We start from the raw sequence: 16,674 nt of genomic DNA on the forward strand, positions 1-16,674 counted from the left end.
TTGCCCAGCCACCTTCGCACGTGCCGGGTGAGAGCGCGGTGAGCGGGGCGGCGTCAGCGTGTGCGCTTGACCTCGCCGTGGAACACCGCGTCGAGGTCGTAGCGGGCGGGCTCCTCCAGCTGGGCGTAGCCGCACGACGCGGGGTCGCGGTCGGGCCGCCAGCGCACGAACTGGGCGGTGTGGCGCAGCCGCGCCGGGTGGCCGCCCTCGGTGTGCTCGTAGCTGACTTCGACCACCCGCTCGGGCCGCAGCGGCACCCACGGCTGCTCGCTCGGCCGCCACCGGTTCACCCCGCCCGGCAGCCGCTGGTGCTCGGTCACGGCGTCGCCGAGCCACGGGTGCGGGCCCTCGGTGACCAGGCCGGCCAGCTCGGCCGCCAGCTCCCGGCGGCGGGCCACCGGGAACGCGCCGACGACGCCGACGTGGTGCAGCACCCCCGCCTCGTCGTGCAGGCCGAGCAGCAGGGAGCCGACGGCCTCGCCGGGTGCGGTGTCGGCGTGCCAGCGCAGCCCCGCCACGACGCAGTCGGCGGTGCGGGAGTGCTTGTACTTGAACAGCACCCGCTTGCCGGGCTGGTAGGTCTCGGCGAGCGGCTTGCCGATGACGCCGTCGAGCCCGGCGCCCTCGAACAGCTCGAACCAGTGCCGGGCGGTGGCCGGGTCGGTGGTCGCGGGAGTGAGCCGGACCGCCTCGCCCGCCAGGTCGGTGAGCGCCGCCCTGCGCTCGCCGGTCGGCTCGTCCAGCAGCGACCGGTCGCCCACGGCGAGCACGTCGAAGGCCACGAAGCTGGCCGGGGTCTGCTCGGCGAGCAGGCTGATCCGGCTCTGCGCCGGGTGGATTCGCTCGGTGAGCGCGTCGAAGTCGAGGCGGCCGCCGAGCCCGACGACCAGCTCCCCGTCGAGCACGACCCGCTCGGGCAGGGTCTCGGCGAGCTCGGCGAGCACCTCGGGAAAGTAGCGGTTGAGCGGCTTCAGCGAGCGCGACTGCAGGGTGAGCTCGGCGCCGTCGCGGAAGACGAGGCAGCGGAAGCCGTCCCACTTGGGCTCGAACAGCAGCTCGGCCGAGTCGGGGATGCGCTTGGCCGGACGGGCCAGCATCGGCTTGACGGGCGGGGTGACCGGCAACGACATGCGCTCACCGTACGCGTCGGCGCTGGGCCGAGCCGAGCTCGAACCGCACGGCAGCGGGCAGGACGGCCACGCCGAGCGTGTCCCTGGCCCGCGCGAGCACGCGGGTGTCCAGCTCGTGCCACACCTGCCGCAGGTCGCTGCCCTCCCGCAGCCAGAGCCGCAGGCGCAGCGCGGGCTCGGCGGCATCGCCGACCGAGCGCACCCGCGCCTTGACGACGCCGGCCACGCCCTCGGCGTCGGCCCGCACGGCACCGGCCAGCGCCGACGCGGTCACCGTCAGCGTCCTGCCGTCGGTGTGGTCGAGTTCCAGATCGGGGCGCCGCTCCGGCCGCAGCGAGCGGGCCAGCCACCACAGGCCGAGCACGGCCAGCAGCACGCCCGCGGCGATGGCCCCGCCGCGGGCCAGCCACGGCGGCAGGCCGCCGAGCCAGTCCAGCACGAGCGGGTCGAGCACGGGCCTGCGGGCGCGGAACTCGCCCAGCCAGCCGGCGCCTGCGACCAGGACCACCGCGGCGATCGCGACGGCCAGCAGCCCGGTCACGGTCGTCAGCGTGCGCTCGGTGCGGTACGAGCGGGCGAGCGCCTTCGCGGAGATGGTGCTGGGTTTCGTCATCGGCGGTCCTTCGGGGAGTCGACGACCACGGAGACGGTGGGCCGGCGCACCAGCGGCACGTCGTCCAGCAGCGCGGTGACCGACTCGGTCAGCCGCGGCCGCAGCTGCTGCTCGGCCTCCAGCGTGCTCGTCGCGCGTACGCGGACCTTGCGCGAGCCCGCGGTCACCGTGGCGCCGGTGACGTTGTCCTGCGCCCTGACGTGCTGGCCGACCAGCCGCGCCAGCGCCCGTGGCGAGGTGGTGACCCTGACCCCGGCGGCAGGCTCGCGCAGCGGCACCTCCCTGCGCCGGGCCGCGCCCGCGGCCAACAGCAGGACGAGGCCCGCGCCACCGGTGACGATCGCGGCGACGCGCAACGGGGGCGAGTCCCAGGCGAGACCGCCGAGGGTGTCGCGCCACCCGGGCCACGGCAGCAGCAGCGGCGCGCCGGCGGGGCGCCACCAGTGCCAGGCGACCTCCAGCGCGAGCAGGGCGCCCGCCGCCGCGAGGGCGAGCGCCAGCACTGTCGAGAGTAGACGGACGAAGACACGCACGGCAGTTGCTCCTCCTCCCGGCCCTTCACCGCACCCGTGACGGGGACTGCGGCAGCAGCGCCGACACCGTCACGTCGAGCGCACGGACCCGATAGGACGTGATCCGCTCGACCTCACCGGTGACCTTCGAGCGCACGTCGTCGACGACGTCGCGCACCGGGGCCGGGTAGTGCAGGGCGAGGTCGAGGGCGAGGTCGACGTCGTTGCCCGCGCCGGACACGCGCACCGCGGCGCCGTTGCCGCCGCGGCCGAGCCCGGCGATGCGGGGTGGGGCCGGGGCCTTGGCGGTGCCCGGCACCGTGGCCGCGGCCCGCTCGGCGACCTTGCGCACCACGCCGTGCGCGATCTCCAGCGTGCCGCGCTCGCCGGGGTCGATCGTGCTCACCGGTCCCTGCCCCTGCCGAAGACCTCGGAGAGGTCCAGCTGGCCGTCGAGCGCCCTGCCGACGACGAGACCGATCACGCCCACGGCGAGCGTGACGAGGAACGCGGCGAAGCTCTGGGCGGCCGCGAGTCCCAGGACGAGACCGGCGAGCAGGCCGGTCTGGGTGGCGTTCATGCGTGGCTCCTCCGTGTCAGTGCAGTGTGGACGGATCTGGCGACGCGCCGGCGTCAGCGGACCCGCGGCGGGCTGCGCCGCCTGCGCCACCACCGGACGAGACGGGTGAGGGCGCCAGGTCGCGAGACGAACACGACGGGCGCGTCGGCCCGGTCGGCGACGGAGCTGCGCCGGCCGCGTTCGGCGAAGCGGGCCAGCCCGGCGACGAAGGCGTCGGCATCACCGCCCGCGTCGGGATGGTGAGCGCGGACGTAGGCGCGGAACTCCGCCCGCCGCGCGCGCGGTTCCGCGTCCCGGCCCCCGGCGCCGCTCATCGCGGTGTGGCCGCCGTGCCGTCCGCAGTGGACGGTGCGACGACGTCGGTCACCTCGATGTTCACGGCGACCTCACCCGCGACGCCGCGCACCAGCTCGCGCAGCTCGCCGGTCACCTCGGGCAGGCGCTCGCCGAGGCGCAGCACCACGCCGACGTCCACCGGCTCACCGGGGCCCGCCACGCGCACGCCGGCGATCCTGCGGCCGGGCAGGTGCGTGGCGAGCGTGCCCACTGGTCCGCCGTCGAGCCGGACCACCGAAGGGTGCGCGCCGACCTCCCGGGCGATGGCGTCCGCCAGTTCGGAGTCCATGGCTGTTCCGCCTCACTCCACGCGGGTGGTGGTGCTGGTGTCCCCGGCCTCGTCGTCCTCCGGGACGTGGATGTCGTTGACCGCGATGTTGACCTCGATGACCTCCAGGCCGGTGATCTGTTCCACGGTGGAGATCACGTTGCGCCGCACCGCCCTGGCCACGTCCACGATGCGCGCGCCGTACTCGACGACGAGGTCGAGGTCGACGGCCGCCTGCTTCTCGCCGACCTCGACCGACACTCCGGAGGTGGTGACGGTGCCGGAGCCGGGAATGCGTTCCCGGATCGCCCCGAACGCGCGGGAGACGCCGCCCCCGATCGCGTACACACCGGACACCTCCCGCGCGGCGATGCCCGCCACCTTCTGCACCACCGACGAGGCGATGGTGGTCTTGCCCGCGGTGCCCTCCTCGTTGAGCGCGGTGGCCGAACCCGCCCGGGCCGCGACCGACGTCTCCGGCTTGGCAGCGCTGTTCTGCGCCATGAAGCTGCTCCTTTCGCACGCCGTGAAAGGGATCGAACCCTTTCTCACCCCGTACGATGCGGCTTCGCCGCGCGGTCTTCCGCGAACTCCCCCTAAAGGGTTAGCAGCACGGGATCGTCAGCCGCCGTAGACGTCGGTGATGTGGACGTTCACCGCGGGGGCGACGGGCCCGAACTCGGCCACCAGCGCATCCCGCAGCCCGCGGCGCAGTGCCTCGGCCACCTCGTCGGCCGGGGTGCCGTAGCGCACGGTGACGAGCACGTCGAGCCCGCCGGGCTCCAGCGCCACGGCCGCGACGTGCACCCCGCCGATCTCCCCGGCCAGTTCGGCGCCCCGCCGTCTGGCCAGCACGACCACCGCCCGCTCGCCGACGCGCAGCCTGCCGCCGTCCTGCTCCAGCTCCAGCGGCTCGGTCAGCAGCGTGCCCCGCACGCCGCGCACGGAGCGCAGCACCCGCTCGACCAGCCCCGGCGGCGTGGGAGCCGGGGTGCGCGCGGCCGCCCGCACCCATTCCCAGCGCGGGTCGTCGAGGGGGTCGGCGCCGGCACTCATGACCGCTCCTTGAGTTTCGCGAGCAGGGCCACCCTCGCGCGGTGCAGCCGGGAACGCAAGGCCGGGACGCTGACCTCCAGCACTTCGGCGACCTCCTCGTAACTGAGCTCCTCCAGCTCCCGCAAGACGAGTGGCACCCGCTGCGACACGTCCAGCTCGGCGATGGCGCGCAGGACCGCATCCACCTGTTCGGCGCGCACCACCTGGCCCTCGGGATTGGCGTGCGGGTCGGCGAGCACGCCAAGTCCGGGCAGGGGGCCGCTCTCGCCGGTGCCGGCGAGGAGCGCGGCGTCCAGCGAGACGGTGGGCCTGCGCTTGCGCACGTGGCCGAGCGCGGCGTTGGTCACCACCCGGTAGAGCCAGGTGGACACGGCGGACTCGCCGCGAAAGTCGGCCAGCCCCCGCCAGGCCGACAGCCACGCCTCCTGCACCACGTCCTCGGCCTCGGCTGCCGTGCCGGTGATGCGCAGCGCCACCCGGTACATGCGCGGCGTGTGCCTGCGCACGAGCCCGTCGAAGGCCGCGGCCTCGCCGCGCGCGGCCCGCGCCACCAGCGTGGCGTCGGCGGTACCGGCCGGACCGGTGCCCGCCGCGCCCGCCGTGTCCGCCGTGTCGGTCATCCGGCGGCGTCGCGGTCGCGGCGGTAGCGGAACATCGTGAAGCCGTCCTCGTGCAGCAGCGAGGCCAGCCGCATGGTGCGGGGCACCGGGGCCGCCCGGCCCGCGACGATGCGATCGGCGCCCGCCCCGGCCAGCAGCGGCGCCAGCGTGAGGCACAGCTGGTCCACCAGGTCGTCGGCGACCAGTGACGCGAACAGGTGCGGCCCGCCCTCGCAGTTGACGCGCAGCAGTCCGCGCTCGCCGAGCAGCCGCAGGGCCAGTGGCAGGTCCACCCCGTGCTCCCCGGCCACCAGGACGTCGGCGCCCGCGTCGGCCAGCGCCGCCCTGCGCGCCGGGTCGGCGGAGGACGTGGTGACGATCACCGGTGGCACCACGGTGTCGGTGACGATCGGGTCGTCGGCGCTGATGGTGCAGCGCCCGCTGACGACCGCGATGGTCGGCACCTCGGCGAGGCCGTGCCTGCGCCTGCGCTCGATGCGCACCTCGCCGGGCTTGGCGCCCCGGTACTTCTCGGCCTTCACGGTGCCCGCGCCGACCAGGATCACGTCGGCGAGGTCCCTGCCGAGCGCGAAGATCCGCTTGTCGGCGGGGTGGGACAGGCCCTCCGAGCGGTCCGCGACGGTGACGGCGCCGTCGGCGGAGGACACGAAGTTCGCCTGCACCCAGGGCCGGGTCAGCTCCTCCGGGTAGGCGTAGATCCGTTCGAGGTCGGCGACCGTCAGCGGGCCGGCGGACGCCGCGTCGGATGGCAGGGGCCACAGGCAATGCACGCGTCCCATCCCAACATGACGGCAAGGCCGTGGCCATTCGGGCTCCGGCGCCCCCGTAACCTCGTCGGCATGGCCATCGAGACGCTGACCGCACGCGACCCGGAGATCGGGGCGGACGAGCTGATCACCTCGCTCGTGCCGCCGCCCCGGTTCGACAGCGTCCGCTTCTCGACCTACGTGCCCAACCCGGACGAGCCGAGCCAGGCCGAGGCGGTCGCCTCGTGCGCGGCCTTCGCCGAGCGGGTGGCGCAGGGCAGGGGCGGGCGGCGTTCGGGATGGCGCGCGCTGTTCGGGCGCAAGGACCGCAAGGGCTCGGCGCCGGAGCGGCCCGGCCTCTACCTCGACGGCGGCTTCGGAGTGGGCAAGACGCACCTGCTCGCCTCGATCTGGCACGAGGTGCCCGGCCCGAAGGCCTACGGCACGTTCGTGGAACTGACCCACGTGGTGGGCGCCCTCGGGTTCGCCGAGGCGGTGCGCAGGCTCGCCGAGCACACGCTGCTCGCGATCGACGAGTTCGAGCTGGACGATCCCGGCGACACGATGCTGGTCAACCGGCTGCTGCGGGAGCTGACCGAGGCCGGGGTGTTCGTCGCGGCGACGTCGAACACGCTGCCGGACAAGCTCGGGGAGGGCCGGTTCGCTGCCGAGGACTTCCTGCGCGAGATCCAGTCGCTGTCGGCGCGGTTCGGCGTCGTGCGGGTGGACGGCCCCGACTACCGGCACCGCGGCCTGCCCGAGCCGCCGGAGCCGGTGAGCGACGACGCGCTGGTCGCGTCGGCGCGGGCCCGTCCCGGCTCGACCCTCGACGACTTCGGGCGGCTGTGCGAGCACCTGGCGACGTTGCACCCGTCGCGCTACGGGCGGCTCGTCGACGGCGTGTCCGCCGTGCACCTGCGCGGTGTGCGGCCCGCCGAGGACCAGGCGATCGCGCTGCGGCTGGTCGCCCTCGCCGACCGGCTCTACGACCGCGCCATCCCGGTGCTCGTGTCCGGCGCGTCGCTGGGACACCTGTTCACCGAGGAGATGCTCGCGGGCGGCTACCGCAAGAAGTACCTGCGCGCGGTGAGCAGGCTCACGGCGCTGGCCCGCGACGCCGCCGCCGCACCGTCGGCGCCGCGCTGAGCGCGAGAGCGGTGGCCGTGGCGAACGCCGCGCCACCGGCCACGTCGGTGAGGTAGTGGTAGCCGAGGCCGACCATCCCGGCTCCGGCGAGGACGGTCAGCGCCGCGCCCGTGGCGGCCACGGCGGCCCTGGTGGCGCCACGGGCGAGCACGGCCAGCACCGTCAGCACCGACACGAGGCTCACCGTGTGCCCGCTCGGGTAGGCGAGGTGGTCGTCGTAGACCCGGCCGAACGCGGGTTTGAGCAGCCACGTGTTCACGGCCACGGCCAGTGCGGGCGCGGCCAGGACGAACGCGGCCGCGGCCCAGCGCCGCCGCAGCGCGCACACCAGTGCCGTCAGTGTCATGGCGGCCAGCACCACGGGCGGCTCGGTCGGCAGCACCAGCACCCGCAGCAGCAGGGCGGGCCAGTTCTCGACCACGCCGGCGGCGGCCGCGTCGAACCCGCTCGCGGTGCGCTGCCCGGCGAACACCACGCCGAGCGCCAGCGTGCCGGCCAGCAGCGCGGCGGCGACCGCGAGCCGCACCGCCGTGCTGGCCGCCCGCGCTGGCGTGGTCGCCTGCTGCGGGCCGGGTGTGGAGGTCATGCCGATCAGTCCGGCGGTTCCTCGGCGCGCACCGTGCCCGCCTTGACGGCGGCCACGAGTTCGGCGTGGTCGGCCTCGGTCTGGTCGGCGTAGCGCGCCGCGTACCGGCCCACCGCCTCGTCCATGTCCTCGTCGCCGGCGAAGTATCCGGCCAGCAGCCTCGGGTCGATCGAGCGTGTGTGTGCCCGCGCCAGCAGCGCCCCGGCGAGCCTGCCGTAGTCGTCGAGGTGGTCGCCCTCGAGGCCGGTCGGGTCGATGTCGCCCTTCATGTTGCGGAACTGCCGCACGATGAATGGCCTGCCCTCGATGGTGGTCCAGCCGAGCAGGATGTCGGTCTCGGCCTGCACGAGCCGGGTGCCGTGCACGATGCGCCTGCCCTCGTGCTCGGCGGGTCGCGTCTCGACGAAGGGTTCCAGCGCCGACGGGCAGGCCTCCTTGAGCTGCAGCACCAGCGCCTCGTCGCCGTTGCCGTGCAACAGGGCGATGTAGCAGCGCCTGCCGACGCTGCCGGTGCCCACCACGCGGAACGCCACGTCGCTGACACTGTAACGGGCGATCAGGTTGCGCCGCGACTCCCGCAGCGTGTCCACATACGACTCCAGGCCGCCGATGACCGCCTCGGCGGTGGCCTCGTCCACGCGCGTGCGGGTCGGCGGGTCTTCGGAGAAACGCCGCCACCGCCGCCCGGTCGCGTCGTCCTCGTACTCCTCCGTGCGCTTGGCCGCGATCTTGGCGCTGGTGTTCTTGCGCGCCTTGGCCGCGGCCTTCTCGAAGTCGTCGATCAGCTCGTCGGCCTTCGCCTTGGCCACCACGGAGGCGTCGGGCAGCGCGTTCCACGACCGCATGAACGGCAGCTCGGCCAGCGCGCGCACCGTGCGCCGGTACGACTTCACGGCATCCTCGGCGGACTCGAGACACTGCTTCTCCGGCACCCCGCCCTCGCGGCCCGCGAGCACCAGGCTCGCGGCGAGCCGTTTGAGGTCCCACTCCCACGGACCCGGCACGGTCTCGTCGAAGTCGTTGATGTCCATGACGATCTGGCCGTCGGGCGTGCCGAACAACCCGAAGTTGGCGGCGTGCGCGTCGCCGCACAGCTGGGCGCTCAGCCCGCTCGCCGGGGTCCCTGCCAGGTCGGCGGCCATCAGGCCCGCCGCGCCACGGAAGAACGAGAACGGCGAGGCCATCATCTTGCCGATGCGCAGCGGAACCAGGTGGGGCAGCCGGCCCGCGTTGCTGGCCTCGACGTAGTCCAGCACCGCGGGCCTGCTGTCGCTGACCGGGTCGTGGTCGTGCGAGGACGGCGGCGTGGCGTCCCGCAACGCCGCGCCCCGCGCGTGCACCTCGTCCGGGCTGACCGGTGTCCTCAGATCGATCGGGTCGTCCATCCCCCCATGGTGCCCGTTACCGGGCGCGGACCACCTCGGCGATCGCGTCGATGCCCCGGTCCAGGTCGTCCTCGCCGATCACCAGCGGCGGCGCGATCCGCAGCGTGCTGCCGTGGGTCTCCTTGCACAGCACGCCGCGCTCCATGAGCGCCTCCGACGCCTGCCGTCCGGTGGGCCCGCCGGGCGCGATGTCCACGCCTGCCCACAGGCCCCGCCCGCGCACCTCGGTGACGCCGTCGCCGACGAGCTCGGACAGGCGCGCGTGCAGGTGGGCGCCGAGCGCGGTGGAGCGCTGCTGGAACTCGCCGGTGGACAACAGCCGGATGACGGCCCTGCCGACCGCGCAGGCCAGCGGGTTGCCGCCGAAGGTGGAGCCGTGCTCGCCGGGCCGCAGCACCCCGAGCACGTCGGCGCGGCCCACCACCGCCGACACGGGCAGGATGCCGCCGCCCAGCGCCTTGCCCAGCGTGTAGAGGTCGGCGGTGACGCCCTCGTGGTCGAGCGCCAGCACGGTGCCGGTGCGGGCCAGCCCGGACTGGATCTCGTCGGCGATGAGCAGCGCGCCGGCCTCGTCACACAGCCGGCGGGCCCGCGCCAGGTAGCCGTCCGGGGGCACGATCACGCCCGCCTCGCCCTGGATCGGCTCCAGCAGCACGGCCGCGGTGCGCTCGGTGACGGCGGCGGCCAGCGCATCGGCGTCGCCGTAGGGCACCACCACGAAGCCGGGGGTGAACGGGCCGAAGTCGGCGCGGGCGGTCTCGTCGGTGGAGAACGACACGATGGTGGTGGTGCGCCCGTGGAAGTTCGATCCCGCGACGACGATCTCACCCTGCCCGTCCGGGATGCCCTTCACCCGGTAGGCCCACTTGCGGGCCACCTTGATGGCCGACTCGACGGCCTCGGCGCCGGAGTTCATCGGCAGCACCATCTCGGTGCCGGTCAGTTCGGCCAGCTCCTGGCAGAACGGGCCCAGCTGGTCGTGGTGGAAAGCACGCGACGTCAGCGTCACCCTGTTCAGCTGCTCGACGGCGGCGGCCACCAGGCCGGGGTGCCGGTGGCCGAAGTTCAGCGCCGAGTAGCCGGAGAGGAAGTCGAGGTAGCGCCTGCCGTCGACGTCGGTGACCCAGGCGTCCTCGCCCTCGGCGATGACCACCGGCAGCGGGTGGTAGTTGTGCGTGCTCCAGCGCTCGTCGGCAGCGATGGCGTCGGCGGTGGCTGTGCTCGTGGCAGGCCCGTCGGCTAGCGTCGTCATGCGTTCAGCCTAAGGCCAAGCTGGCGAAGACTTCATCCGGAATCCATTGCCCTCAACCGCTGTTCGTTGCGTTTCCGGCCGCTGTCGGTGAACGATCGTTGCGCGGCGTGCCGTGTTGGCGCGGGCCCCGGCGGGTCTGCCAGAGTGGGGCCTTGTGACCGACGATCTCTCCTTCCTGCGCAGGCAGGCCCGCACGCAACGGTTCACCCTCGGCGCGCCCAAGGAGTTCCGGGTGTCCCCGGACGGCTCGCGGCTGCTGTTCCTGCGCGCCGAGTCGGGCACCGACCGGCGCAACAGCCTGTGGTCGCTGGACCTGGCCTCGGGTGCGGAGTGGAAGGTGGTCGACGCCACCGAGCTGCTGCCGGGCGAGGAGGAGCTGCCGCCCGAGGAGCGGGCCCGCCGGGAACGGGCCAGGGAGAGCGCGGGCGGTGTCGTCGGTTACGCCGTGGACGACGCGTTCACCGTCGCGGCGTTCTCGCTGTCCGGCAAGCTCTACACGGCCGACCTCGCGAGCGGGACGATCACGCGGCGCGTCGACGGCGCGGTCGTCGACCCCCGCCCCAGCCCGCCGGGCACCCACGTCGCCTACGTCAGCGAGCGGCGCCTGCGCGTGGTCGACCTGGACTCCGGCGCCGATCGCGCGCTGGTGGACGAGGACGGCGACGACGGTGACGACATCGCGTGGGGCCTTGCCGAGTTCATCGCCGCCGAGGAGATGGGCCGCGTGCGCGGCTACTGGTGGGCGCCCGACGGGCAGAGCCTGCTCGTCGAGCGCAGCGACCGCTCCGCCGTGCCGCGCTGGAGCATCGCCGACCCCGTCAACCCGGGCGCCCCGGTCAACACCGTGGCCTACCCGGCCGCGGGCACGACCAACGTCGACGTGTCCCTGGCGTTCCTCGGCCTCGACGGCAGCCGGGTCGACGTGCGGCGCGGCGACTGGGAGTACCTGGTGGCCGTGCACTGGTCGGCGGGCGGCGCCCCGCTGATCGCCGTCCAGCCGCGCGACCAGCGCCGCCTCGAGATCCACGCCGTCAACCCCGCGGACGGCTCCACCACGCTGCTGCACGCCGAAACCGACCCCGACTGGGTCGAGATCGTGGCCGGCGTGCCCGCGTGGACCGGCGACGGCAGGCTCGTGCACGTCGGCGCCGCCGACGGCGCCTACCGGCTGTTCGTCGACGGCAAGCCGGTGACCGGGCCGGACCTGCAGGTGCGCTCCGTGCTGCACGTCGCCGACGAGGTGCTGTTCAGCGCCTCCGATGCCGACCCGACGCAGATCCACGTGTACCGCACGGAGAACGGGTCCGTGCGGCGACTGTCCACCACGGACGGTGTGCACATCGGCGCGGGAACGGCCGGGGTCACCGTGCTGTCGTCGTGGAGCCTCGAGCACAGCGGACCGAGGGTCTCCGTGCTGCGCGACGGCGAGCCCGTGCGGCACGTCGATTCGTACACAGTGGACCCCGGCATCGAACCGAACCTCACGTGGCTCACCGTGGGGGAGCGGGGACTGCGCGCGGCCCTGCTGTTGCCTGCCGGGCACCGGCCCGGCACCGCGAAGCTTCCCGTGCTGCTCGACCCGTACGGGGGGCCGCACGCCCAGCGGGTCCTGCAGAGCCGCAACGCGTTCCTCACCTCGCAGTGGCTGGCCGACCAGGGCTTCGCCGTGCTCGTCGCCGACGGCCGGGGAACCCCGGGCCGCGGGCCCGCGTGGGAGAGGGAGATCAGGGGCGCGCTCGCCGAGGTCACCCTCGCCGACCAGGTGGACGCCCTGCACGCCGTCGCCGCCGAGCACCCCGACCTGGATGTGCGCCGCGTGGCGATCCGCGGCTGGTCCTACGGCGGTTACCTCTCCGCGCTGGCGGTGCTGCGCAGGCCCGACGTGTTCCACGCCGCCGTCGCCGGGGCGCCCGTCACCGACTGGTCGCTGTACGACACGCACTACACCGAGCGCTACCTCGGCCATCCGGAGCGGGATCCGGGATGCTACGAGCGCAACTCGCTGCTCGCCGACGCGCCGAACCTGCGCCGCGCGCTGCTGATCGTGCACGGCCTGGCCGACGACAACGTGTTCGTCGCCCACGCGCTGCGGCTCTCGGCGGCGCTGCTCGGTGCGGGCAGGCCGCACGTGTTCCTGCCGCTGGCCGGCGCGACGCACATGACGCCGCAGGCCGAGGAGGTCGCCGAGAACCTGATGCTGGTGCAGGTGGACTGGATCAAGCGGGAGCTGGACGCCGCGACGAACGACGAGGAGGCCGCCCGATGAGCCGTTGGGGCATCACGATCCCGCTGACCGGGGTGCCGTTGCCCGCGCACCGCGAGCTGGTGGAGCAGCTGCCCGACCTGGGCTACACCGACGCCTGGTCGGCCGAGACGGCGGGCGCCGACGCCTTCTCCCCGCTGCTGCTGGCCTCGCAGTGGGCACCGTCGCTGCGGCTGGGCACCGCGATCGTGCCCGTTTACACGCGCGGGCCCGGGCTGCTGGCGATGAGCGCGGCCACACTCGCCGAGTGCGCGCCCGGCCGGTTCGTGCTCGGCATCGGCACGTCCTCGCCGGTGATCGTGGAAGGCTGGAACGCGGGCGAGTTCACCGAGCCGTTCGCGCGCAGCCGCGACACGCTACGGTTCCTGCGGTCGGCGCTGGCGGGGGAGAAGGTGACCGAGAGCTACCCGACGTTCTCGGTGAACCGGTTCCGGCTGGAGCGGCCCGCCGACCCGGCGCCGCCCGTTATGCTCGCCGCCCTGCGGCCCGGCATGCTGCGGCTCGCGGCCCGCGAGGCCGACGGCGCCATCACCAACTGGCTCGCGCCCACCGACGTGCCGAGGATCCGGGAGGTCGTCGGGCCCGACCTGGAGCTCGTGGCGCGGATCTTCGTGTGCCCCACCGAGGACGCCGAGGCGGCGCGCAACCTCGGCCGCATGCTCATCAGCAGCTACCTGACCGTGCCCGTGTACCGGGCGTTCCACGACTGGCTCGGCCGGGGCGAGGCGCTCGCCCCGATGCACGAGGCGTGGGCCGCGGGCGAGCGCAAGAAGGCCAATGCGGTGATCCCGGACGAGGTGGTGGACGACCTCGTCGTGCACGGCAGCCCGCAGCGGTGCCGCGAGCGCATCCAGTCCTACGTCGACAACGGGCTGACCACGCCGGTGATCGCGCTGCTGCCCACCGGCGGGGACCCGCTGGAGCAGGTCAGGGCGCTGGCGCCGCGCTGAGTCAGCCCCACAACACGGTGCCGGCGACCAGGCCGGCCCCGGCGGCGCCGAACCCGGCGAACACCGTGACCAGCACGTTCGCCACGGCGTAGAGGCGGGCTCGCTCGGTGAGCAGCCGCACCGTCTCGTAGCCGAACGTGGAGAACGTGGTGAGCGAGCCGCAGAGTCCGACGCCGACGAGCGCGCGCACGGCGTCGGGCTCCCCGCCGGCCAGCGCCCAGGCCGTGAGCAGTCCCAGCAGCGCCGAGCCGGTGACGTTGACCGTCAGCGTGCCCCACGGGAACACCGAGTCGTGGGCGCGCTGCACGCGCCGGTCCACCAGGTAGCGCAGCACGGCACCGCCCGCTCCGCCCGTGAGCACCAGGAGCACGGTCATGGTGCTCGCCTGCCCACGTAGCGGATGACCTCCACCTCGTCGAGCGTCACCAGACCCTCGTCGATGAGCTCGTCGAGGTGCGGCAGGAAGTCCCGGATCCGCTGCTCCTCGTCGATGATGACGACGGCCACCGGCAGGTCCTGCGACAGGGAGAGCAGGCGGCTGGTGTGGATCAGCGAGCTGGCGCCGTAGCCCTCGATGCCGCGCAGCACCGAGGCTCCCGCCAGCCCGGCCTGACGGGCCCGGCGCACCACCTCGTGATACAGCGGGCGGTGCTGCCAGAGGTCGTCCTCGCCGAGGTAGACGGTGAGCCGCAGTGCGCGGCCGGACAGTCGCATCAGACCCCTCCTGGCTGTCGTTGCCGGGCGCGGGCGTGCCCGGCCCGGCGGGGCCGCAGCAGCAGCCGGGCGGCCACGATGCCCGCGAGGACCGCCGTGAGCGAGGCGAGCACCGAGCCCAGCGCATACAGCAGGGCCACGCCGGGGCGGCCCTGCAGCGCCGAGTCCATCGCGTCGACGACGTAGGTGGAGAAGGTGGTGAACCCGCCGCAGAACCCGACGCCCGCGAACGGGCGCAGCAGGCGGCGGGGCCGCGCCACCTCGGTGACGACCACCATGAGGACGCCGATGAGCACGCACCCGAGCACGTTCGCCAGCAGGGTGGACACGGCGAAGCCACCGGGCGGGTGGGGCAGGCCCACGGCGAGCCCGTAGCGGGCGAGGCTGCCGAGCGCGCCGCCCGCGGCGATCGCGAGCAGCACGTCCCACTGGCGGGTGCGCGGCATGGGACCATGATTGCTCACCGCCTGTGCCGGGTAGTCCGGGCCCATGGGACCGACCGTCGCGCAACGGCTCATCGCCGATCATCTGGTGAGCGGGGAGCTGACCCCCGGCGAGGAGATCGGCCTGCGGATCGACCAGACCCTGACCCAGGACGCGACGGGCACGCTCGTGATGCAGGAGCTGGAGGCGATCGGGCTCGACCGTGCCCGCACCGAGGTCAGCGTCCAGTACGTCGATCACAACCTGCTGCAGGCCGACGAGAAGAACGCCGAGGACCACGCGTTCCTGCGCTCGGCGTGCCGCCGCTACGGGCTGTGGTTCTCCAAACCGGGCAACGGGGTGTCGCACCCGACGCACATGCAGCGGTTCGGCATTCCGGGCAAAAGCATGGTCGGCTCCGACTCGCACACCTGCGCCGCGGGCTCGCTGGGCATGCTGGCGATGGGTGTCGGCGGGCTGGAGGCGGCCATGGCCATCGCGGGCGAGCCCGTGTACCTGCGGATGCCGCAGATCTGGGGCATCCGGTTGACCGGTGAGCTGCCGCCGTGGGTGTCGGCCAAGGACGTGGTGCTGGAGATGCTGCGCAGGCACGGCGTCAAGGGCGGGCTCAACCGGATCATCGAGTACCACGGGCCGGGCGTGGAGACGCTGTCGGCGATGGACCGGCACGTCATCGCCAACATGGGCGCCGAGCTGGGGGCCACGACCACGGTCTTTCCCTCCGACGACGCGGTGCGGGAGTTCCTGCGCGCCGAGGACAGGGAGGACGACTTCACCGAACTCGTCGCCGAGCCCGACGCGCGCTACGACGTCACCGACGAGATCGACCTTTCGACGCTGGAGCCGCTGATCGCGCGACCGTCCTCACCGGACAACGTGGTGCCGGTGCGTGAGGTGGCGGGCACCGACGTGAGCCAGGTGGTGATCGGTTCGTCGGCCAACCCGGGGCTGCGCGACTTCGCGGTGGCCGCGCAGCTGGTGCGCGGCAGGCAGGTCAGCGACGCGGTGAGCTTCGACGTCAACCCGTCGTCGCGAGAGATCTTCGCCGATCTCACCAAGATGGGCGACACGTTCGACCTCATCTCGGCGGGCGCGCGCATTCACCAGGCGGGGTGCATGGGCTGCATCGGCATGGGGCAGGCGCCCGCGGTGGGGCACAACTCGCTGCGCACGTTCCCGAGGAACTTCCCCGGCCGGTCCGGCACCAGGGAGGACTCGGTGTGGCTGTGCTCGCCGGAGACGGCGGCGGCCTCGGCGCTCGCGGGCGTCATCACCGACCCGCGGGAGCTGGCCGAACGGCTGGGCGTGTCGCCGGACGTGCGGCTGCCGGAGAAGGCGTCGGTGAACACGGACATGCTCGTGCCGCCGTTGCCGCCCGAGCAGGCGCGGCAGGAGGAGCTGGTCAAGGGCCCGAACATCTCGTCGCTGCCGGACTTCCCGCCGCTGCCCGACCGCATCGAGGGGCCGGTGCTGCTCAAGGTCGGCGACAACATCTCCACCGACGAGATCTCCCCGGCCGGCGCGCGGGCGTTGCCGTTCCGGTCGAACGTGCCCAAGCTCGCCGAGTTCACGTTCACCCAGATCGACGAGACCTACCCGGAGCGGGCGCGCGGCGCGGGGGAGACCGGGCACGTCGTGGTGGGCGGCGACAACTACGGCCAGGGCTCCTCGCGGGAGCACGCCGCCATCACGCCGCGGCACCTGGGCCTGAAGGCGGTGCTGGCGAAGTCGTTCGCCCGGATCCACTGGCAGAACCTGGCGAACTTCGGAATCCTGCCGCTGGAGTTCGTCGACCCGGCCGACTACGACCGGGTCGACGACGGTGACAGCCTCGTGCTGGACGAGCTGCGCGAGCAGCTGCCCGGCGGCACGGAGCTGACCGTCCACAATGCCACGAAAAACGAGAGTTTCCCGGTATGTCACCGGCTGTCGGAGCGCCAGGTGGAGGCCGTGCTCGCCGGTGGGCGGATTCCGCTGCTCGCGCGTTCCTGACGCCGGTGCGCGCGGCGGTAGGCCGAGGCGCGGTGTCGCACTGGTCGGGAAACGCCGGTCGCAGGCGTCTCGGTGGAGCCGG

21 protein-coding genes are annotated in these 16,674 nt (G+C 73.8%); 4 read left to right on the top strand and 17 right to left on the bottom strand.

Annotation, left to right across the window (positions count from 1 at the left end; genetic code table 11):
* Nucleotides 1-53: 53 nt before the first annotated feature.
* The 11 genes from BAY60_RS18890 to BAY60_RS18940 form a co-directional block, all read right to left on the bottom strand.
* Nucleotides 54-1,130 (bottom strand): ATP-dependent DNA ligase, encoded by a 1,077-nt coding sequence (locus BAY60_RS18890; RefSeq protein WP_112282208.1) that lies wholly within the window; start codon nt 1,128-1,130, stop codon nt 54-56.
* A gap of 4 nt (nt 1,131-1,134) precedes the next feature.
* Entirely contained in the window at nt 1,135-1,743 is a 609-nt protein-coding gene (locus BAY60_RS18895; RefSeq protein WP_112282209.1) for an Asp23/Gls24 family envelope stress response protein, read from the bottom strand.
* Complete coding sequence (locus BAY60_RS18900) at nt 1,740-2,276, bottom strand: DUF6286 domain-containing protein (RefSeq protein ID WP_112282210.1); 537 nt, start codon at nt 2,274-2,276, stop codon at nt 1,740-1,742. Before BAY60_RS18900 ends, BAY60_RS18895 begins: the two co-directional genes overlap by 4 nt.
* A gap of 25 nt (nt 2,277-2,301) precedes the next feature.
* Complete coding sequence (locus tag BAY60_RS18905) at nt 2,302-2,661, bottom strand: Asp23/Gls24 family envelope stress response protein (protein ID WP_112282211.1); 360 nt, start codon at nt 2,659-2,661, stop codon at nt 2,302-2,304.
* Complete coding sequence (locus BAY60_RS18910) at nt 2,658-2,834, bottom strand: hypothetical protein (RefSeq protein ID WP_112282212.1); 177 nt, start codon at nt 2,832-2,834, stop codon at nt 2,658-2,660. The genes BAY60_RS18905 and BAY60_RS18910 overlap by 4 nt, the downstream gene beginning before the upstream one ends.
* A gap of 53 nt (nt 2,835-2,887) precedes the next feature.
* Complete coding sequence (locus tag BAY60_RS18915) at nt 2,888-3,148, bottom strand: hypothetical protein (RefSeq protein ID WP_112282213.1); 261 nt, start codon at nt 3,146-3,148, stop codon at nt 2,888-2,890.
* Nucleotides 3,145-3,459 carry a hypothetical protein gene (locus tag BAY60_RS18920; protein ID WP_112282214.1) on the bottom strand — a complete coding sequence of 105 codons (315 nt, stop codon included), beginning with the start codon at nt 3,457-3,459 and terminating at the stop codon, nt 3,145-3,147. Before BAY60_RS18920 ends, BAY60_RS18915 begins: the two co-directional genes overlap by 4 nt.
* A 12-nt stretch (nt 3,460-3,471) precedes the next feature.
* A complete protein-coding gene (locus BAY60_RS18925) occupies nt 3,472-3,942 on the bottom strand; it encodes an Asp23/Gls24 family envelope stress response protein (protein WP_112282215.1) in 471 nt (156 codons plus the stop codon).
* Between the two features lie 117 nt (nt 3,943-4,059).
* Complete coding sequence (locus tag BAY60_RS18930; RefSeq protein ID WP_112282216.1) at nt 4,060-4,494, bottom strand: Asp23/Gls24 family envelope stress response protein; 435 nt, start codon at nt 4,492-4,494, stop codon at nt 4,060-4,062.
* On the bottom strand, nt 4,491-5,114 hold the full coding sequence (locus BAY60_RS18935; RefSeq protein ID WP_112282217.1) for an RNA polymerase sigma factor: 624 nt from the start codon (nt 5,112-5,114) through the stop codon (nt 4,491-4,493). The genes BAY60_RS18930 and BAY60_RS18935 overlap by 4 nt, the downstream gene beginning before the upstream one ends.
* The gene (locus tag BAY60_RS18940; RefSeq protein WP_112282218.1) at nt 5,111-5,893 is read right to left on the bottom strand and encodes a pyrimidine reductase family protein; all 783 of its coding nucleotides are present in this window, start codon (nt 5,891-5,893) and stop codon (nt 5,111-5,113) included. The genes BAY60_RS18935 and BAY60_RS18940 overlap by 4 nt, the downstream gene beginning before the upstream one ends.
* Before the next feature lie 60 nt (nt 5,894-5,953).
* On the opposite strand from BAY60_RS18940, the gene zapE reads away from it, so the two are divergent.
* Nucleotides 5,954-7,006, top strand: a complete 1,053-nt coding sequence (zapE, locus tag BAY60_RS18945) for a cell division protein ZapE (protein WP_112282219.1) — start codon at nt 5,954-5,956, stop codon at nt 7,004-7,006.
* Here the strand turns inward: zapE and BAY60_RS18950 are convergent.
* From BAY60_RS18950 to rocD, 3 genes are read right to left on the bottom strand one after another with little or no spacing between them, the layout of a single operon-like run.
* Nucleotides 6,957-7,592: a phosphatase PAP2 family protein gene (locus BAY60_RS18950; protein WP_112282220.1), complete on the bottom strand. Its 636-nt coding sequence runs from the start codon at nt 7,590-7,592 to the stop codon at nt 6,957-6,959. The two genes, zapE and BAY60_RS18950, sit on opposite strands and share 50 nt — an antisense overlap.
* A 5-nt stretch (nt 7,593-7,597) precedes the next feature.
* Nucleotides 7,598-8,977, bottom strand: a complete 1,380-nt coding sequence (locus tag BAY60_RS18955; protein ID WP_112282221.1) for a DUF2252 domain-containing protein — start codon at nt 8,975-8,977, stop codon at nt 7,598-7,600.
* Nucleotides 8,978-8,993: 16 nt separating this feature from the next.
* The gene (gene rocD, locus BAY60_RS18960) at nt 8,994-10,229 is read right to left on the bottom strand and encodes an ornithine--oxo-acid transaminase (protein ID WP_112282222.1); all 1,236 of its coding nucleotides are present in this window, start codon (nt 10,227-10,229) and stop codon (nt 8,994-8,996) included.
* 154 nt (nt 10,230-10,383) lie between these two features.
* Between rocD and BAY60_RS18965 the strand changes: the two genes are divergently transcribed.
* Together BAY60_RS18965 and BAY60_RS18970 are read left to right on the top strand one after the other, a co-directional pair.
* Nucleotides 10,384-12,495: a S9 family peptidase gene (locus BAY60_RS18965; protein WP_112282223.1), complete on the top strand. Its 2,112-nt coding sequence runs from the start codon at nt 10,384-10,386 to the stop codon at nt 12,493-12,495.
* Nucleotides 12,492-13,442: an LLM class F420-dependent oxidoreductase gene (locus tag BAY60_RS18970; protein ID WP_112282224.1), complete on the top strand. Its 951-nt coding sequence runs from the start codon at nt 12,492-12,494 to the stop codon at nt 13,440-13,442. The genes BAY60_RS18965 and BAY60_RS18970 overlap by 4 nt, the downstream gene beginning before the upstream one ends.
* Nucleotide 13,443: 1 nt before the next feature.
* On the opposite strand, the gene crcB is transcribed toward BAY60_RS18970, so the two are convergent.
* The 3 genes from crcB to BAY60_RS18985 are packed head-to-tail and all read right to left on the bottom strand — an operon-like array spanning nt 13,444 to nt 14,602.
* Nucleotides 13,444-13,818, bottom strand: coding sequence for a fluoride efflux transporter CrcB (gene crcB / locus BAY60_RS18975; RefSeq protein ID WP_112282225.1), 375 nt, complete (start codon nt 13,816-13,818; stop codon nt 13,444-13,446).
* Nucleotides 13,815-14,156, bottom strand: coding sequence for a DUF190 domain-containing protein (locus tag BAY60_RS18980; RefSeq protein ID WP_112282226.1), 342 nt, complete (start codon nt 14,154-14,156; stop codon nt 13,815-13,817). The genes crcB and BAY60_RS18980 overlap by 4 nt, the downstream gene beginning before the upstream one ends.
* Nucleotides 14,156-14,602 carry a fluoride efflux transporter FluC gene (locus BAY60_RS18985; protein ID WP_112282485.1) on the bottom strand — a complete coding sequence of 149 codons (447 nt, stop codon included), beginning with the start codon at nt 14,600-14,602 and terminating at the stop codon, nt 14,156-14,158. Before BAY60_RS18985 ends, BAY60_RS18980 begins: the two co-directional genes overlap by 1 nt.
* Nucleotides 14,603-14,645: 43 nt before the next feature.
* Here BAY60_RS18985 and BAY60_RS18990 point away from each other — a divergent pair, with 43 nt between their 5' ends.
* Nucleotides 14,646-16,592 carry an aconitate hydratase gene (locus tag BAY60_RS18990; protein ID WP_112282227.1) on the top strand — a complete coding sequence of 649 codons (1,947 nt, stop codon included), beginning with the start codon at nt 14,646-14,648 and terminating at the stop codon, nt 16,590-16,592.
* Nucleotides 16,593-16,674 lie beyond the last annotated feature (82 nt).

This window comes from Prauserella muralis (assembly GCF_003202285.1).
GTDB lineage: Bacteria > Actinomycetota > Actinomycetes > Mycobacteriales > Pseudonocardiaceae > Prauserella_B > Prauserella_B muralis.

Coding starts and splice junctions, on each gene's coding strand:
- BAY60_RS18910 (WP_112282212.1), bottom strand. CDS start 2,834: ATGAACGCCACCCAGACCGGCCTGCTCGCCGGTCTCGTCCTGGGACTC.
- BAY60_RS18890 (WP_112282208.1), bottom strand. CDS start 1,130: ATGTCGTTGCCGGTCACCCCGCCCGTCAAGCCGATGCTGGCCCGTCCG.
- BAY60_RS18970 (WP_112282224.1), top strand. CDS start 12,492: ATGAGCCGTTGGGGCATCACGATCCCGCTGACCGGGGTGCCGTTGCCC.
- zapE (WP_112282219.1), top strand. CDS start 5,954: ATGGCCATCGAGACGCTGACCGCACGCGACCCGGAGATCGGGGCGGAC.
- BAY60_RS18950 (WP_112282220.1), bottom strand. CDS start 7,592: ATGACCTCCACACCCGGCCCGCAGCAGGCGACCACGCCAGCGCGGGCG.
- BAY60_RS18930 (WP_112282216.1), bottom strand. CDS start 4,494: ATGAGTGCCGGCGCCGACCCCCTCGACGACCCGCGCTGGGAATGGGTG.
- BAY60_RS18985 (WP_112282485.1), bottom strand. CDS start 14,602: ATGCCGCGCACCCGCCAGTGGGACGTGCTGCTCGCGATCGCCGCGGGC.
- BAY60_RS18955 (WP_112282221.1), bottom strand. CDS start 8,977: ATGGACGACCCGATCGATCTGAGGACACCGGTCAGCCCGGACGAGGTG.
- crcB (WP_112282225.1), bottom strand. CDS start 13,818: ATGACCGTGCTCCTGGTGCTCACGGGCGGAGCGGGCGGTGCCGTGCTG.
- BAY60_RS18980 (WP_112282226.1), bottom strand. CDS start 14,156: ATGCGACTGTCCGGCCGCGCACTGCGGCTCACCGTCTACCTCGGCGAG.
- BAY60_RS18925 (WP_112282215.1), bottom strand. CDS start 3,942: ATGGCGCAGAACAGCGCTGCCAAGCCGGAGACGTCGGTCGCGGCCCGG.
- BAY60_RS18935 (WP_112282217.1), bottom strand. CDS start 5,114: ATGACCGACACGGCGGACACGGCGGGCGCGGCGGGCACCGGTCCGGCC.
- BAY60_RS18940 (WP_112282218.1), bottom strand. CDS start 5,893: ATGGGACGCGTGCATTGCCTGTGGCCCCTGCCATCCGACGCGGCGTCC.
- BAY60_RS18990 (WP_112282227.1), top strand. CDS start 14,646: ATGGGACCGACCGTCGCGCAACGGCTCATCGCCGATCATCTGGTGAGC.
- BAY60_RS18920 (WP_112282214.1), bottom strand. CDS start 3,459: ATGGACTCCGAACTGGCGGACGCCATCGCCCGGGAGGTCGGCGCGCAC.
- BAY60_RS18895 (WP_112282209.1), bottom strand. CDS start 1,743: ATGACGAAACCCAGCACCATCTCCGCGAAGGCGCTCGCCCGCTCGTAC.
- rocD (WP_112282222.1), bottom strand. CDS start 10,229: ATGACGACGCTAGCCGACGGGCCTGCCACGAGCACAGCCACCGCCGAC.
- BAY60_RS18915 (WP_112282213.1), bottom strand. CDS start 3,148: ATGAGCGGCGCCGGGGGCCGGGACGCGGAACCGCGCGCGCGGCGGGCG.